This window comes from Microbacterium sp. NPDC090225 (assembly GCF_044772365.1).
Classification (GTDB): domain Bacteria; phylum Actinomycetota; class Actinomycetes; order Actinomycetales; family Microbacteriaceae; genus Microbacterium.
Genome location: NZ_JBIVYS010000002.1, coordinates 26,716 through 42,209, shown reverse-complemented (window position 1 = coordinate 42,209; position 15,494 = coordinate 26,716). Strand labels below are relative to the sequence as shown.

Here is a 15,494-nt window from a genome sequence, read left to right as displayed (position 1 = left end):
TCCGATACGGGTCCGGGCGAATAGGCTGGGTCGGTGACCATTCAGCACGACCCCGCGATCCGGGGCTTCGCCAGTGACAACTACTCCGGCATCCACCCCGAGGTGCTCGCCGCGATCGCGACCGCCAACGACGGCCATCAGGGCGCCTACGGCAGCGACGCGTACACCGCCCGCCTGCAGGAGGTCGTGCGCTCCCACTTCGGCGAGCGCGCCGAGGCTTTCCCCGTCTTCAACGGCACGGGCGCGAACGTCACGGGCCTGCAGTCGATGCTCCCCCGCTGGGGTGCGGTGATCGCGGCCACGACCGCGCACATCAACGTCGACGAGGGCGGTGCCCCCGAGAAGATCGGCGGATTCAAGCTGCTCACGGTGCCGACCGACGACGGCAAGCTCACCCCCGAGCTCATCGACCGCGAGGCCTGGGGCTGGGGCGACGAGCACCGCGCGCAGCCGCTGGTGGTCTCGATCACCCAGTCGACCGAGCTCGGCACGCTCTACACCGCCGACGAGATCCGCACGATCGCCGACCACGCGCACGAGCGCGGCATGAAGCTGCACCTCGACGGCGCCCGCCTCTCGAACGCCGCCGCCGCTCTCGACCTGCCGCTCGCGGCCTTCACCACGGATGCCGGCGTCGACGTGCTCAGCTTCGGCGGCACCAAGAACGGCGCCATGCTCGGCGAGGCCGTGGTGGTGCTGAACCCCGAGGCATCCGACGGGCTGGTCTACTCGCGCAAGTTCAACATGCAGCTCTCGTCGAAGATGCGTTTCGTGTCGGCGCAGCTGATCGCACTGCTCGAGGGCGACCTGTGGCTGCGCAACGCGCGCCACGCTAACGCCATGGCGGCCCGCCTGCGGTCCGAGATCGAGCAGGGCATCGCCGCGGGCTCGATCAATGGCGTCGCATTCACGCAGCCCACGCAGTCCAACGGCGTCTTCGCGACCGTGCCCGACGGCGTCGCCGACGCCCTGCGCGAGTCGTTCCGTTTCTACGACTGGGATGCCGCACGCAACGAGGTGCGCTGGATGTGCAGCTTCGACACCCACGAGGACGACGTCGACGCGTTCGTCGCGGAGCTCGCGCGCCTCACCGCCTGACGCCGGGCGGCGCCTCGGCGCGTGCGCTCAGCGCAACAGCGCCGCAGCGCCGCAGCGCAGCAGCGTGCTCAGTGCAGCAGCGCTCTCAGCGCAACAGGCCGAGGCTCGCCAGCGCCTGCCGGATGAGCGTGCCGCGGCCGCCCTCCATCTCCGACCAGACCGCGTCGGAACCCGCTGCCTCGGGCGAGAACCAGGTGACCTCGAGCGCGTCCTGACGCGGCTCGCAAGTGCCGGTGACGGGCACCACGAAGGCCAGCGACACGGCGTGCTGCCGGTCGTCGTGATAGGCGCTCACGCCGGGGATCGGGAAGTACTCGGCCACCGTGAACGGCAGCGGCTGGGGCGGGAGCAGCGGGAACGCCATCGGACCGAGGTCGTTCTCGACGTGGCGGAACAGCGCGTCGCGGATGGTCTCACCGAAGCGCACGCGACCCGAGACGATCGTGCGCGTCATCTCGCCCATCGGCGTCGAGCGCAGCAGGATGCCGATCTCGCTCACCTGGCCGGAGCCGTCGGTGCGCACCGGGATCGCCTCGACGTAGAGCATCGGCAGGTGCCGACGCGCCTCTTCGAGCTCGACGTCGCTCAACCACCCGGGGTTCGCGTCGGGCGCGGGGGGCTGGGGCGCGCCGTCACCGAAGCCACCGAGGCCGTCGTCGTCGGGCTCGGGGTCGGGATCAGGTGTGCGCACCGCCATGTGTCCTTTCTACCAGCAGCATCCGACTTCCCCTATGGCCGGGCCGGTGTCGGCGGCCGAGCCGGTGTCGGCGGCCCCTGGCAGGATGGACGGCATGAGCGAGGAGCTGACGATCGACGACGCCGCGACCCGGTGGATGCCGGGCGACCGTGAGGGGATGCCGCTGCTGGTGCTGCTGCACGGCTACGGCGCCGACGAGCACGACCTCATCGGCCTGGCGCCGTATCTGCCCTCGGGCGTCGCCGTGGCATCCGTCGCCGCGCCCCTCGACCCTCCGTTCCCGACGCCGGGCCGGTCCTGGTACCCCATCGAGGGCCTGAACGGTCGCCGGTCCGAAGACATCACGGTCGCAGCCCGCGCGTTCCTGCGGTGGCTCGAGGTCGCCGCCGCCGACGCGCCGTCCGTGGCGCTCCTCGGCTTCTCGCAGGGCGCAGCCGTCGCCCTCCAGGCCCTGCGCCTCGCCCCCGAGCGGCTCGGCGCCGTCGTCGCCCTGAGCGGCTACGTCGCCCCGGGCGAGCTGCCCCACGACGCGGCCCTGCGCGAACTGCGCCCCTCGGTGTTCTGGGGCCGCGGATCGGCCGACGACGTGATCCCCGAGGCGCTCATCACACACACCTCGCTGTGGCTCCCCGACCACTCCACGCTCTCGGGCCGGGTGTACACCGGGCTCACGCACAGCATCTCCGAGGAGGAGCTCGGCGACGTGCACCAGTTCCTCACGCTCTGGCTCGAGGGCATCGCCGCGGAGTGAACCACGCGGCACCCGGCGCGACACGCCCGGGTTGCACGACGGCATCCGCCGGGGGTATCGTCGTCACGTCCTGTCCGCCGTGTCTGGAAGTCCTTTGATCTGATCCGTCGCCTCCGCGCTCCTCTTTCCGCGCGCTGACCCGACGATCGCCGATTCCCACGGCCGCTCTCCTCCCGCCTTCGACGGCGCCGCGCAGGAGACCCTCCCGACAGGAGACCGCCGTGCAGGCCCGGTGTCAGTGCACCCTCGCACTCGACAGGAGACACCCCGTGTCAACCCCCACCCTTCACGCATCGGTCACGCTCGACCGTCTCACCTTCGCCTGGCCCGACGGCTCCACGGCCCTCGATTCCGTCTCGGGCGCCTTCGGCTCGGGTCGTACCGGCCTCGTCGGCCGCAACGGTGCCGGCAAGTCCACCCTGCTCCGCCTCATCGCCGGAGACCTCGACCCGACAGCGGGCACGGTGACTACCACCGGCGAGGTCGCGTACCTGCCGCAGCAGCTCACGCTCGACGTCGAACGACGCGTCGCCGAGCTGCTCGGGGTCGCGGGGGCGCTCGATGCCGTCCGCGCGATCGCGGCCGGCGACGTCGACCCCGCCCACTTCGAGGCGGTCGGCGACGACTGGGACATCGAGGCGCGAGCCGCGGCGTCCCTCGCCGAGGCCGGGCTCTCGCCCGAGTTCCTCGACCGTCGCGTCGGCGAGCTCTCGGGCGGCGAGGCCGTGCTCGTGGCGATCGCCGGCATCCGTCTGCGACGCGCGCCGATCACGCTCCTCGACGAGCCCACCAACAACCTCGACCGCGACGCCCGCGCGAAGCTCGCCGCGATGGTCGCCGCGTGGAAGGGCACGCTGATCGTCGTCAGCCACGACATCTCGCTGCTCGACGGGATGGACGACACCGCCGAGCTCTTCGGCCGCACGCTGAGCGTGTTCGGTGGGCCGTACTCCGAATGGCGCGCGTGGCTGGACGCCGAGCAGGATGCCGCGCGACAGGCCGAGCGCGATGCCGCCCAGGTCATGCGCAAGGAGAAGCGCCAGCGCATCGAGGCGGAGACCAAGCTCGCGCACCGCGCGCGCACCGCCCACAAGGCCGAGGTCGAGAAGCGCGTGCCGAAGATCATCGCGCACGGGCGGAAGATGGCCGCGGAGGTGTCGGCCGGCAAGCTGCGCACGGAGGTCGGGGCGAAGGAGGATGCCGCACGCGCCGCCCTCGACCAGGCGGGGCGCCGCGTGCGCTCCGAGGCATCGATGAAGATCGAGCTGCCCGATCCCCAGGTCTCGCGCAGTCGCCGCATCGCCACGATCGGCGACGCGGAGAGATCGTGGGTGGTGCAGGGGCCCGAGCGGGTCGCGCTGATCGGGCGCAACGGCGCGGGCAAGACGACGCTGTTGGAGCGCCTGGTCGCCGGGACCGCGCCTCGAGGCGAAGGGGCGGATGCCGAGGCGCACGTCGAGCACATCGGCTATCTGCCGCAACGGGTCGACGGCCTCGACGAGACGCGCACGGTGTTCGACAACATCGCCGCAGCCGCCCCGCACGTGCCCGAGAAGGAGCTGCGCAACCGACTCGCGCGCTTCCTCATCCGCGGCGCGACGGCCGATCGTCCGGTGGCCGCGCTGTCGGGAGGCGAGCGGTTCCGGGTCGCGCTGGCGACGCTGCTGCTGGCGGATCCCGCACCGCAGCTGGTGGTGCTCGACGAGCCGACGAACAACCTCGACCTCGACACCGTCGACCAGCTCGTCGACGCGCTGACGGCCTACCGGGGCGCCGTGCTCGTCGTGAGTCACGACGACGCGTTCCTGGCTCGTCTCGATCTCGACCTCACGCTCGAGATCGACGGCGAGGGGATGCTGCAGGAGGTGTGAGAGTGCCTCAGGCCCGTCGGCTCCGCATCGCCCGCGTGTGGGAGATCGCGGGGTCGGCGGCGCGGCGCGAATACTCGTCCGATTCGCGCGCGACGAGCGCGACACGGCCGTCGGCGTCGTGGTGGAGGCCCCAGCCGTAGCGCTTGCCGAGCGGCGAGGAACGCAGGCACGGGCGCCCCACGGAGAAGAACAGGGCGCGCTCGACGGCGTCATCGACGGCGATCCCCGCGCGCAGGGCGTACGTCTCGAAGACCACGTCGTCCGACGTGCGGGAGTACGGCTGCTCGGCGAGGAGGCGGTAGTGCAGTGCGGCGATCGTGGGATTCTCGGTCGCGGGGGGCTCCTGCGCGTGCTCCGTCGGGCAGTCCTCGGCGACCTCGATGAAGGTGTCGACGTAGTTCGTGGTGTGCGCCATGGATACAGCATGCGCCCCGCCTCCGACAACGGTCGAGCCCCATGTCGGTGCCCCGGGCCAAGATGGACGTATGAGTGACGTGCTCGAGCGCTTCACCCCGCCGACGCAGGATTGGTTCCGGGGTGCGTTCCCCGCGCCCACTCCGGCGCAGGCGGGCGCGTGGGACGCGATCTCCGCGGGCAAGCACGCCCTCGTGGTCGCGCCGACGGGCTCGGGCAAGACGCTCTCGGCGTTCCTCTGGGCGATCGACAGCGTCTTCCGCGAGCGCATGGCCGAGGCGGATGCACCCGCGAAGAAGAAGGACGACGCCCCGCGCACACGCATCCTGTACATCTCGCCGCTCAAGGCGCTGGGCGTCGACGTCGAGCGCAACCTGCGCTCCCCGCTCGTCGGCATCGGGCAGTCCGCCCGGCGGCTCGGCGCCCCGTCGCCCGCGGTGACCGTCGGCGTCCGTTCGGGCGACACGACGTCGAGCGACCGGCGGAAGCTGGTCTCCGATCCGCCCGACATCCTCATCACCACGCCCGAGTCGCTCTACCTCATGCTCACGAGCCGCGCGGGCGAGACGCTGCGCGGCGTGCACACCGTCATCATCGACGAGGTGCACGCGGTCGCCGCCACCAAGCGCGGCGCCCATCTCGCGGTGAGCCTCGAGCGCCTCGACGCACTGCGGTCGTCGTACGGCGCCGAGGCGCCCGCGCAGCGCATCGGCCTCTCGGCGACCGTGCGTCCGATCGACGAGGTCGCCCGCTTCCTCGGCGGCTCGGCGCCCGTCGAGATCGTGGCGCCCCGCGCATCGAAGACCTTCGAGCTGGGCGTCGTCGTGCCGATGGACGACATGACGAATCCGCCGCCGCCTCCGGGTACTTCGTCGGGCTCAGCAACCGGGCCCGGCGACACGGCGGATGCCGAATACACCGAGGTGACGGGATCGGTGTGGCCGCACGTCGAAGAGGCGATCGTCGACCGCATCCTGCAGAACAACTCGACGATCGTGTTCGCGAACTCGCGCCGCCTCGCCGAGCGCCTGACCGGTCGATTGAACGAGATCTACTCCGAGCGCACCGGCGTCGAGCTGCCCGACCAGACCGTGCCGGCACAGATGATGGCGCAGGCGGGCGCCACCGCGGGCGCCGATCCCGTGCTGGCCAAGGCCCACCACGGCTCGGTCTCGAAGGAGCAGCGCGCGCTCGTCGAGGAGGAGCTCAAGTCGGGCGTGCTGCGCTGCGTCGTCGCGACGAGCAGCCTCGAGCTCGGCATCGACATGGGGGCCGTCGACCTCGTGATCCAGGTCGAGGCTCCGCCGTCGGCGGCATCCGGCCTGCAACGCGTCGGCCGGGCCGGGCACCAGGTCGGCGAGATTAGTCGCGCGGCACTGTTCCCCAAGCACCGGGGCGACGTGCTGCACACTGCGATCGTGACCGAGCGGATGCTCGCGGGCAAGATCGAAGCCATCCAGGTGCCCCGCAACCCGCTCGACATCCTCGCGCAGCAGACCGTCGCGGCGAGCGCGCTGGGGGCGATCAGCGTCGAGGAGTGGTTCGAGACGGTACGCCGCTCGGCGCCCTTCCAGTCCCTCCCGCGCTCGGCCTACGAGGCGACGCTCGACCTGCTCGCCGGGCGCTTCCCGTCCGACGAGTTCGCCGAGCTGCGCCCGCGCCTCGTTTGGGACCGCGACGCCGGCACCCTCACAGGGCGTCCGGGAGCGCAGCGCATCGCCGTCACGAGCGGCGGCACGATCCCCGACCGAGGACTGTTCGGGGTGTTCGTGGCGGGTGAGTCCACCGGTGCCAGGGTCGGCGAGCTCGACGAGGAGATGGTCTACGAGTCGCGCGTGGGCGACGTGTTCACGCTCGGCACGACCAGCTGGCGGATCGCCGAGATCACGCACGACCGCGTGAACGTCATCCCCGCCTACGGGCAGCCCGGCAAGGTGCCGTTCTGGCACGGTGACGGCATCGGCCGCCCGTTCGAGCTGGGCGAGGCGCTCGGCGCGTTCTCGCGCGAGGTGTCGGCGGCGACCCCCGAGAAGGCGGCGCAGCGCCTCATCGACGCCGGGCTCGATGCGCAGGCCCGAGCCAACCTGCTCGCCCACCTCAGCGAGCAGCGGGAGGCCACCGGCACCCTCCCGACCGATCGCACGCTCACTGTCGAGCGCGGCCGCGACGAGGTCGGCGACTGGCGCGTGATCCTGCACTCCCCCTACGGCATGAAGGTCCACGCGCCGTGGGCGCTGGCGATCAACGCGCGCGTGCGCGAACGCCTCGGTGTCGAGGGATCGGCGGTCGCGAGCGACGACGGCATCATCGTGCGCATTCCGGATGCCGAGGCCGAACCGCCCGGCGCCGAACTGTTCGTCTTCGACCCCGACGAGCTCGAGCACCTGGTGACCGAGGAGGTCGGCGGCTCCGCGCTGTTCGCCTCGCGCTTCCGCGAGTGCGCCGCCCGCGCGCTGCTCATGCCCCGTACCAACCCGAACCGCCGCACCCCGCTCTGGCAGCAGCGCCAGCGCTCGGCGCAGCTGCTCGAGGTCGCGCGCCGGCATCCGACGTTCCCGGTGATCCTCGAAACGCTCCGCGAAGTGCTGCAGGACGTCTACGACCTGCCCTCGCTGCGGCGGCTCGCGACCTCCATCGCCGACCGGCGCATCCGCCTCGTCGAGACGCAGCCCGCACAGCCCTCACCGTTCGCCCGCGACCTGCTGTTCGGCTACGTGGGCGCGTTCATGTACGAGGGCGACTCACCGCTCGCCGAGCGCCGGGCCGCCGCGCTCTCGGTCGATCCCGCGCTACTGGGCGAGCTGCTCGGCACGGTCGAGCTGCGCGAGCTGCTCGACCCCGAGGTCATCGCCCAGTTCGAACGCGAGGCGCAGCGCCTCGACCCCGAGCGCCGCGCGCGGGGGCTCGAGGGCACGGCCGATCTGTTGCGGCTGCTGGGACCGCTCGACGCCGCCGAGGTCGCCGCGCGGCTCGCACCCGACGACGAGGTCGAGGCCGACGAGGCCGTCGCCGCGGCCCACCTCGAGGCCCTCGTGCAGTCCCGGCGCGCGATCCCCGTGACGATCGCCGGGGTGACGCGCATCGCGGCGATCGAAGACGCCGGGCGCCTCCGCGATGCGCTCGGCGCGGCGCTCCCCACCGGCATCCCGGTCGCGTTCCTCGAGCCGCTCGCCGATCCGCTCGGCGACCTCGTCGCGCGTCACGCGCGCACGCACGGCCCCTTCACGACGGATGCCGTCGCCACCCGCTTCGGCCTCGGCGCGGCCGTCGCGCGGCACACGCTCCAGCGGCTCGAAAATGCGGGCCGCCTCACGAGCGGGTACTTCCTGCCCGAGGCATCGGCCCCGAGCGCCGAGTCTTCCGGTGCGCCGGGGGCGGGCACCCGGGACGACCTCGAGTGGTGCGACACCGAAGTGCTGCGCCGCCTGCGCATGCGGTCGCTGGCCGCCATCCGCGGCAGCGTCGAACCGGTCTCGCCCGAGGCGTACGCGCGGTTCCTGCCCGACTGGCAGCATCTCGCCCGGCCGCTCGAGGGCATCGACGGCGTGCTCGCCGTGATCGAGCAGTTCGCCGGGGTACCGATCCCCGCAAGCGCCTGGGAATCGCTGGTGCTGCCCTCCCGAGTTCGGGACTACACCTCGGGCATGCTCGACGAGCTCACCTCCTCGGGAGAGGTCATCTGGTCGGGGCACGGTACGCTCCCGGGGCGCGACGGGTGGGTATCGCTGCATCCCGCCGATCTCGCGCCGTTCACGCTGCCCGAGCCCGACACCGAGATCGCGGCCGACTCACTCGAAGCCCGCCTGCTCGGGGCACTCGGCGGGCCGGGTTCACGCGAGGGGGCCGTCAGTCCCGGGGCCGCCGGCGGCATCGGCGGTGCGTACTTCGCGGCGCAGCTCAAAGAGATGACGGGTGCCGAGAACGAGCAGTCGGTTCTCGAGGCGCTCTGGTCGCTCACCTGGTCGGGGCACGTCACCAACGACACGTTCGCCCCGATCCGCTCGCTCCTCGCGGGCGGGTCGCAGGCGCATCGGGTGACCCGTCGTGCCCCGCGCACGCGCACCTACCGCGGCGTCTCTCTCGGCCGCACCCCCGCACGCCCCACGGCGATCGGCGGACGCTGGTCGCTCCTGCCCAACGCCGAGACCGACCCCGCCCGTCGTGCGACCGTGACCGCCGGACTCCTGCTCGACCGCTACGGTGTCGTGACGCGCGGCGCCGTGCAGGCGGAGGGAGTGCCGGGCGGGTTCGCACAGGCCTACCGGGTGCTCGCCGGCTTCGAAGAGGCCGGGCATTGCCGCCGCGGCTACGTGATCGAGAAGCTCGGAGCGGCGCAGTTCGCGGCATCCGCCACCGTCGACCGACTGCGCACCTTCGCCGGCCTCGCCGACCCGCCGCCCCGCAAGACCGTGACCCTCGCCGCCACCGATCCCGCGAATCCCTACGGCGCGGCCCTCGGCTGGCCCCGCCGGGAGGGCGTCTCGCATCGCCCCGGGCGCAAGGCCGGCGGACTCGTGGTCATCGTCGACGGCGCCCTCGTGCTGTACCTCGAGCGCGGCGGGCGCACGGTACTGTCCTTCACCGACGACGCCGAGGTGCTGCGCGCCGCCGCCGCCGATCTCGCCGGCACCGCCCGCGCCCGCCGGCTCGACACCCTCACGGTCGAGAAGATCGACGGCGAGGGCGTGTACGGCACCCCGCTCGCGCTCGCCCTGCAGGAGGCCGGGTTCGTCGCGACCCCGCGCGGGTTCACGCTCCGCAAAGCGGTCTGACCGCAGGCCGACACCCCGACCGCCCACTCATCCCACCCCCTCTACTGTGAGAGTCATGATCCGAGAATTCAGCACCGGCGTCCGCCTCCTGCTGCGCGGGTTCTCCGTGTGGCGCACCCGTCCCGGACTCATGGCATTGGGGCTCGTACCGGCGGTCATCGCGCTCGTGCTCCTCATCGCCGCGATCCTCCCGCTCGTGCTGGGCATGGGATCGATCACGGCGTGGGCCACACCGTTCGCCGACGGCTGGGTCGAGCCCTGGCGGTCGCTGTTCCGCACCGCGGTCGGTTTCGTCATCGTCGCCGCGGCCATCTTCCTCGCGAGCGCCGTGTTCACGGCCCTGACCCTCACGATCGGCGACCCTTTCTACCAGCGCATCTGGCACGCGGTCGAAGTCGACCTCGGCGACCCGCCCCCGGCCGACGGCGGCAGCTTCTGGACGACTGTCGGCGAGGGCCTGCGCCTCGTGGTGCTGGGCGTTCTCATCGCCATCGTCGTGCTCGTCGCCGGCCTCCTGCCGCTCGTCGGAGGATTCGTCGGCCCCGTGCTCGGCGTGATCCTGTCGGGACGCCTCCTCGCACGCGAACTCACCGGGCGCGCGTTCGACGCCCGAGACCTCGACCCCGCCGACCGCGCGGCCCTGTTCGCCGTCAGTCGTGCGCGCGTGCTCGGCTTCGGCGTCGCCACCCAGCTCTGCTTCCTCATCCCCGGCGGCGCCGTCGCGGTCATGCCCGCCGCCGTCGCCGGTTCGACGATGCTCAGCCGCAGCATGCAGGAACGCAACCGCAGCATGCAGGAACGCAACGGTCGTCTCCTCGAACGTCCAGGGCCGCACTGATGCCCGAGGGAGACACCGTCTTCCGCACGGCGCGGCGCCTCGACGAGGCGTTGGCCGGCGGCACCGTGACCCGGTTCGACCTGCGGGTACCGCGCTTCGCGACCGCCGATCTCACCGGGCAGACGGTGCACGGCGTCGACCCGCGCGGCAAGCACCTGCTGATGCGCATCGGTGACAGCATCCTGCATTCCCATCTGCGCATGGACGGCGCCTGGTTCGTCTACCGGCCGGGTGAGAAGTGGCGGCATCCGGCGTTCAAGGTGCGGGCGATCGTCGCGACCGCCGAGCACGAGGCCGTCGGCGTCGACATCGCCGAGATCGAGCTGGTGCCGACCCGTGACGAAGACGATCTCGTGGGCTACCTCGGCCCCGATCCGCTTTCCGCCGAATGGGACCCCGCGGAGGCCGCCCGGCGGCTCTCGGCGGATGCCCGCAGCATCCATGTCGCCCTCCTCGACCAGCGCAACGTGGCGGGCTTCGGCAACGAGTACGCCGCGGAACTCCTGTTCCTCCGGGGAATCCTGCCGACCACCCCCGCCACCGAGGTCGACGCCCCTGCTCTCCTCGGCCTCGGCACGCGCACGATCCGCGCCAACCGCGACCGCCGCAATCGCACCTTCACCGGCGTCGATCGGCCGGGCCAGGGCACGTGGGTCTACGGCCGGGCGGGGCGTCCGTGCCGTCGATGCGGCACGCCCATCCGGAGGGGCGAGCAGGGCGCGGATCCGACCCGCGAGCGCATCACCTTCTGGTGCCCCGTGTGCCAGCGCTGACCGGTTCCATACCGGGGAATGAATCCCGTAGCCCCGTGGTTATTGCTATCACCGGGGAAGACCCCGGAGCACGGGAGGAATCGTGGGCAAGAACTACGTCGACATCGAGAACGACCGAGGCGACACGCTGCGTTACCGCAAGCACGCCAACGGCCGAGGACTCGTCGCGCACGGCGCGAAGGTGCACCCGAAGGCGCACATCGAAGCCGGCGCCTACATCGAACCCGGCGCACGCATCGGCGCCGGAGCCACCATCGCGCGCGGCGCGTGGATCGAACCGGATGCCGTGATCGGCGACGGCGCGCACATCGAGGCGCACGCGCACATCGGAGAGGGCGCAGCCGTCGGTGACGGCGCGCACATCGGCGTCCGCACCGAGATCGGTGCCGGCGCACGCATCGTGCGAGGCGCACGCATCGGCGACGATGAGACGGTCGCGGCCGGCCTCACGGTCTCGACCAATCGCAAGGGCCTCTGGCTCGCCGCCTGAGGGAGCTCCCGCCAGATACCCTTGATCGCATGGCGACTCAGGGACGGCGACCGCAGCGGCGGCCGCAGAAGACGACGAAGCCGCCGCAGCAGAAGCGCCGGCCCGGCCAGCCGAAGCATGCGACGAAGCCCCCGCAGGCGAAGAAGGTCGTCTTCGACGCCGCCGTGGCGCAGAACGACGAGCCGCGCACGTTCCGCCTCGGCGTCGTCCCCGGCGCGACCCCCGGCAAGTGGATCGACGCGTGGAAGCTGCGGATGCCGCACGTCGCCCTCGAGGTCGTTCCGGTCGCCGTGTCCGATCAGGACGCCGCGATCGACGACCTCGACGCCGCCCTCGTGCGCCTGCCCCTCGGGGCGGACACCCTCGACGCGCTGCACGTGATCTCGCTGTACGACGAGGTCCCCGTGGTCGTCGCGTCGATCGAGTCGCATCTCCTCGCCGCCGACGACCTGCACCTCGCCGACCTCGCCGGCGAGGTTCTCATCGCGCTCACCGACGACACCCTTCCCGCGCTCGACGCACCGGGCGCCCTCGCGCCGCGCTTTGCGCCGCTGTCGACCCCCGACGCCATCGCCACCGCGGCGACCGGTGCCGGCGCCGTCGTCGTGCCGATGTCGCTCGCACGGCTGCATCACCGCAAGGATGCCGACTACCGCCCGCTCGTCGACGGCCCGACCTCGACCGTGGCCCTCGCCTGGGCGCGCGAGCGCACGACGCCCGACGTCGAGACGTTCGTCGGCATCGTCCGCGGCCGCACGGCGCACTCGTCCCGGTGAGGGCCGTCGTCACGGTGAGGGCAGTCGTCACGGTGAGTCACCGCCGACCGCCCGGCCGCCGCGCGCTCGTTAGAATCTTCTGATGTCCTCGCTTCTCTACGTCTGCGTGCGACCCGAGGTCGGGGCCGCGGATGCCGAGCACGCCTCGTTCCGGCGTGCTCTCGGCGTGGACGTCGTGGATCGCCTCGACCTGCTCGACGAGCCGCTCGACGCGCAGCGCCTGCGGGGCTACCGCGGGATCGTCGTCGGCGGTTCGCCGTTCAATGTCTCCGACGCCGAGAAGTCTCCGGTACAGCTGCGGGTCGAAGCCGACCTCGAGCACATCGCCCGCCGCGCGATCGCCGCCGAGACCGCGGTCTTCTTCACCTGCTTCAGCATCGGCGTCGTCACCCGCCTGCTCGGCGGCGAGGTCGTCACCTCGACGCCCGAGTCGGCGAGCGCGACCGTGATCCGCACGACGGATGCCGCAGCCGCCGACCCGGTGTTCGGCCCGAGCGCGCCCGCGCTCACCGTCTTCACCGCGCATAAGGAGAGCGCCGCCGCTCTCCCGGCGGGCGCCGAGCTTCTCGCGACGAACGATGACTGCCCCGTGCAGGCGTATCGCGTGGGCACGCACCTGTACGCCGCGCAGTTCCACCCGGAGCCCACTCCGCGCGACTTCGCGGACCGCATGACGTTCTACCGCACGACCGGGTACTTCGACCCGGCGGAGTTCGATCGCGTGCAGGGACAGGTGCTGTCGGCATCCGTCACCGAGGGCGCGGCGCTGCTGCGTCGCTTCGCCGAGACGTTCGCCTGAGCCGAGCGCACGCGCTGAGCGCCTGAGCCGATCGAGCGCGCCTAGCTCGTCGCGCGCAGCAGTTCGACGCGTTCGCGCAGGTATGCCTCGAGGGGCATGAAGCCCCCGGCCGCGCTCCATCGCACCGAGGGGATGCCGTCCACCAGCGCGAGCGGCCCGGAGGAGCCCCCGGCATCCACCGCGTCGACGTCGATCACGCTCCACCCGACGTGCACGACCTCGCCCTCGTCGAACCCGCCCTTGAGGGCTTCGGCACGGCGTTCCGCCCGTTCGCGGGCCGACTCGGCCGTGTAGCCGCGACGACCGGGATCGGCGGCACGCAGCACCTCGGCGGTCGCGAGCGCGTGCGTGTCGGTGAGCAGCAGCACGCCCAGGTGCCAGGCCTCGCCGACGCGCACGATCCGCTTGCCCCGCCACCGGGAGTCGCGCTCCTCGCCGAGTCCCTCCTTCGGGGCGCCCGCGAGGTCGGCGACCGCATGGGTCAGCAGGTCGGAAGCGGTCGGATGCATCCCTCCAGGCTATCGAGCGGTGGCTCGTGACGGGCGCGATTCGTCGGGAGGGGCGCTCGCACGGCAGAATCGATGCACACCCCGAGGAGACGCCATGTCACAGCCCGATACCGCTCGCCTTCTGATCGCGTGCGACGACCAGCCCGGCATCGTCGCGGCCGTCGCCAACGCACTGGCCGAGCACGGAGCGAACATCATCTCGCTCGATCAGCACTCGACGGACTCCGAGGGCGGCCGCTTCTTCCAGCGCACCGTCATCCACCTGCCGGGCCTCGCCGCCGCCCGCCCCGCGCTCGAGGCGAGCATCGCGCAGGTCGCCGAGCGCTTCTCGATGGAGTGGTCGCTGCACGACGTCTCCCGCCGCAAGCGCGTCGCGATCTTCGTGTCGAAGTACGACCACTGCCTCATGGAACTGCTGTGGCGCACGCAGCGCGGCCAGCTCGACATCGACATCACGATGGTCATCTCGAACCACCCCGACCTCGCCGAGTCGGTGCGGTCGTTCGGCGTACCGTTCGTGCACATCCCCTCGGGCGACAAGGCGACCATGGAGTCGCGTCAGCTCGAGCTGCTGCAGGGCAACGTCGATCTGGTGGTGCTCGCGCGCTACATGCAGATCCTCACCGACGACTTCATCGAGCGCGTCGGCGCCCCGGTCATCAACATCCACCACTCGTTCCTGCCGGCCTTCATCGGCGCGAACCCCTACGCGCGGGCGAAGGATCGCGGCGTGAAGCTGATCGGCGCGACGGCGCACTACGCCACGGCCGACCTCGACGAGGGGCCGATCATCGAGCAGGACGTCACCCGCGTGACGCACGGCGAGTCGGCCGCCGACCTGCAGAGCCGCGGCGCCGAGGTCGAGCGCCTCGTGCTCGCCCGCGCGGTGCAGTGGCACGCCGAGGACCGCGTGATCGTGCACGGCCGCTCGACGGTCATCCTCTAGGGATCCTCACCGAGCGTCGCCGGAACCAGCGACGACGGGACCTTCGCCGACGGGATCTTCGACGACGGGATCTTCGACGACGGGACGTCCGACGACATCGACGGCGAGGCCGCGGGATGCCGTTGCCAGGCGTCGATCGTTGGTCCAGAGTTCGGTGCAACCCGAGAGTTGCGCGGCTGCCAGATGCAGAGAGTCCGGCGTCTTCAGTCCGAAGTCCGCCCGCAGCTCGGCCGCGCGGACGAACACCGTCGCATCCAGATCGATCATCACCAGGTGATCGAACAGCGCGAGGTACCGGTCGCGCACCTCGACGTTGCGCTCGCGCAGCGACCTGATGAGGCACTCGTGCAGCGCGAGCGGACTCGACGCCACGGGCTCGTCCACCTCGGCCAGTGCCGCGCGCACGGCGTCACCGCGGGCGCCGGTGTCTTCGAGCGCGTAGATCAGGATGCAGGCGTCGACGTAGATCATTCCCAGGAACCTCGGTTCTCGTCGATCTGGGCGTCGAGCACCGCGGCATCCGTCGCCAAACGCGCCGGCAACCGGTTCGCCTCGATCCAGTCGACGAGCACGCGCCCGCTGCGCACGGCATCGACCGGGCCGATCGGCACGAGGCGGGCCACCGGGGTTCCGCGTTTGGTGATGACCACCTCTTCACCGGCCTGCGATTCGGCGATCAGGCGCGAGAGGCTGTTGCGCGCATCCAAGACGTTGTGCTCCGGCATGACGCCATCCTAGCCAGGTACATGGCCAGGAACCA

15 protein-coding genes are annotated in these 15,494 nt (G+C 71.8%); 10 read left to right on the top strand and 5 right to left on the bottom strand.

Features of this window, described 5'->3' with window-relative positions; all coding sequences use genetic code 11:
• Window positions 1–33: 33 nt before the first annotated feature.
• Window positions 34–1,098 (top strand): threonine aldolase family protein, encoded by a 1,065-nt coding sequence (locus tag ACIQTT_RS14080; protein ID WP_402791343.1) that lies wholly within the window; start codon window positions 34–36, stop codon window positions 1,096–1,098.
• Between the two features lie 85 nt (window positions 1,099–1,183).
• Here the strand turns inward: ACIQTT_RS14080 and ACIQTT_RS14075 are convergent, their stop codons facing one another.
• A complete protein-coding gene (locus ACIQTT_RS14075; RefSeq protein WP_402791340.1) occupies window positions 1,184–1,795 on the bottom strand; it encodes a DUF4916 domain-containing protein in 612 nt (203 codons plus the stop codon).
• A gap of 94 nt (window positions 1,796–1,889) precedes the next feature.
• Between ACIQTT_RS14075 and ACIQTT_RS14070 the strand changes: the two genes are divergently transcribed.
• On the top strand, window positions 1,890–2,546 hold the full coding sequence (locus tag ACIQTT_RS14070) for an alpha/beta hydrolase (protein ID WP_402791337.1): 657 nt from the start codon (window positions 1,890–1,892) through the stop codon (window positions 2,544–2,546).
• A gap of 269 nt (window positions 2,547–2,815) precedes the next feature.
• Entirely contained in the window at window positions 2,816–4,417 is a 1,602-nt protein-coding gene (locus tag ACIQTT_RS14065) for an ABC-F family ATP-binding cassette domain-containing protein (protein WP_402791334.1), read from the top strand.
• 7 nt (window positions 4,418–4,424) lie between these two features.
• Here ACIQTT_RS14065 and ACIQTT_RS14060 read toward each other — a convergent pair whose 3' ends face one another.
• Window positions 4,425–4,832 carry a DUF6157 family protein gene (locus tag ACIQTT_RS14060; protein WP_402791331.1) on the bottom strand — a complete coding sequence of 136 codons (408 nt, stop codon included), beginning with the start codon at window positions 4,830–4,832 and terminating at the stop codon, window positions 4,425–4,427.
• 70 nt (window positions 4,833–4,902) lie between these two features.
• Between ACIQTT_RS14060 and ACIQTT_RS14055 the strand changes: the two genes are divergently transcribed.
• The 6 genes from ACIQTT_RS14055 to ACIQTT_RS14030 all read left to right on the top strand — a co-directional run bounded on the left by ACIQTT_RS14055 (window position 4,903) and on the right by ACIQTT_RS14030 (window position 13,279).
• A complete protein-coding gene (locus ACIQTT_RS14055) occupies window positions 4,903–9,603 on the top strand; it encodes an ATP-dependent helicase (protein ID WP_402791328.1) in 4,701 nt (1,566 codons plus the stop codon).
• 55 nt (window positions 9,604–9,658) lie between these two features.
• Window positions 9,659–10,441: an EI24 domain-containing protein gene (locus tag ACIQTT_RS14050; protein WP_402791325.1), complete on the top strand. Its 783-nt coding sequence runs from the start codon at window positions 9,659–9,661 to the stop codon at window positions 10,439–10,441.
• Window positions 10,441–11,214 (top strand): DNA-formamidopyrimidine glycosylase family protein, encoded by a 774-nt coding sequence (locus ACIQTT_RS14045; protein ID WP_402791322.1) that lies wholly within the window; start codon window positions 10,441–10,443, stop codon window positions 11,212–11,214. Before ACIQTT_RS14050 ends, ACIQTT_RS14045 begins: the two co-directional genes overlap by 1 nt.
• Window positions 11,215–11,296: 82 nt before the next feature.
• A complete protein-coding gene (locus ACIQTT_RS14040; RefSeq protein WP_402791319.1) occupies window positions 11,297–11,704 on the top strand; it encodes a DapH/DapD/GlmU-related protein in 408 nt (135 codons plus the stop codon).
• Window positions 11,705–11,733: 29 nt separating this feature from the next.
• A complete protein-coding gene (locus ACIQTT_RS14035) occupies window positions 11,734–12,480 on the top strand; it encodes a LysR substrate-binding domain-containing protein (RefSeq protein WP_402791316.1) in 747 nt (248 codons plus the stop codon).
• Window positions 12,481–12,562: 82 nt separating this feature from the next.
• Window positions 12,563–13,279: a GMP synthase gene (locus ACIQTT_RS14030; protein ID WP_402791313.1), complete on the top strand. Its 717-nt coding sequence runs from the start codon at window positions 12,563–12,565 to the stop codon at window positions 13,277–13,279.
• Between the two features lie 41 nt (window positions 13,280–13,320).
• On the opposite strand, the gene ACIQTT_RS14025 is transcribed toward ACIQTT_RS14030, so the two are convergent.
• Window positions 13,321–13,788: a glutaminase gene (locus ACIQTT_RS14025; RefSeq protein WP_402791310.1), complete on the bottom strand. Its 468-nt coding sequence runs from the start codon at window positions 13,786–13,788 to the stop codon at window positions 13,321–13,323.
• Between the two features lie 94 nt (window positions 13,789–13,882).
• Here ACIQTT_RS14025 and purU point away from each other — a divergent pair, with 94 nt between their 5' ends.
• Window positions 13,883–14,734, top strand: a complete 852-nt coding sequence (gene purU, locus ACIQTT_RS14020) for a formyltetrahydrofolate deformylase (protein WP_402791308.1) — start codon at window positions 13,883–13,885, stop codon at window positions 14,732–14,734.
• A 6-nt stretch (window positions 14,735–14,740) separates the two neighbouring features.
• Here the strand turns inward: purU and ACIQTT_RS14015 are convergent, their stop codons facing one another.
• Both ACIQTT_RS14015 and ACIQTT_RS14010 read right to left on the bottom strand, forming a co-directional pair.
• Window positions 14,741–15,205, bottom strand: a complete 465-nt coding sequence (locus ACIQTT_RS14015; RefSeq protein WP_402791305.1) for a type II toxin-antitoxin system VapC family toxin — start codon at window positions 15,203–15,205, stop codon at window positions 14,741–14,743.
• Window positions 15,202–15,459 carry a type II toxin-antitoxin system Phd/YefM family antitoxin gene (locus ACIQTT_RS14010; RefSeq protein WP_402791302.1) on the bottom strand — a complete coding sequence of 86 codons (258 nt, stop codon included), beginning with the start codon at window positions 15,457–15,459 and terminating at the stop codon, window positions 15,202–15,204. The genes ACIQTT_RS14015 and ACIQTT_RS14010 overlap by 4 nt, the downstream gene beginning before the upstream one ends.
• Between the last annotated feature and the right edge of the window lie 35 nt (window positions 15,460–15,494).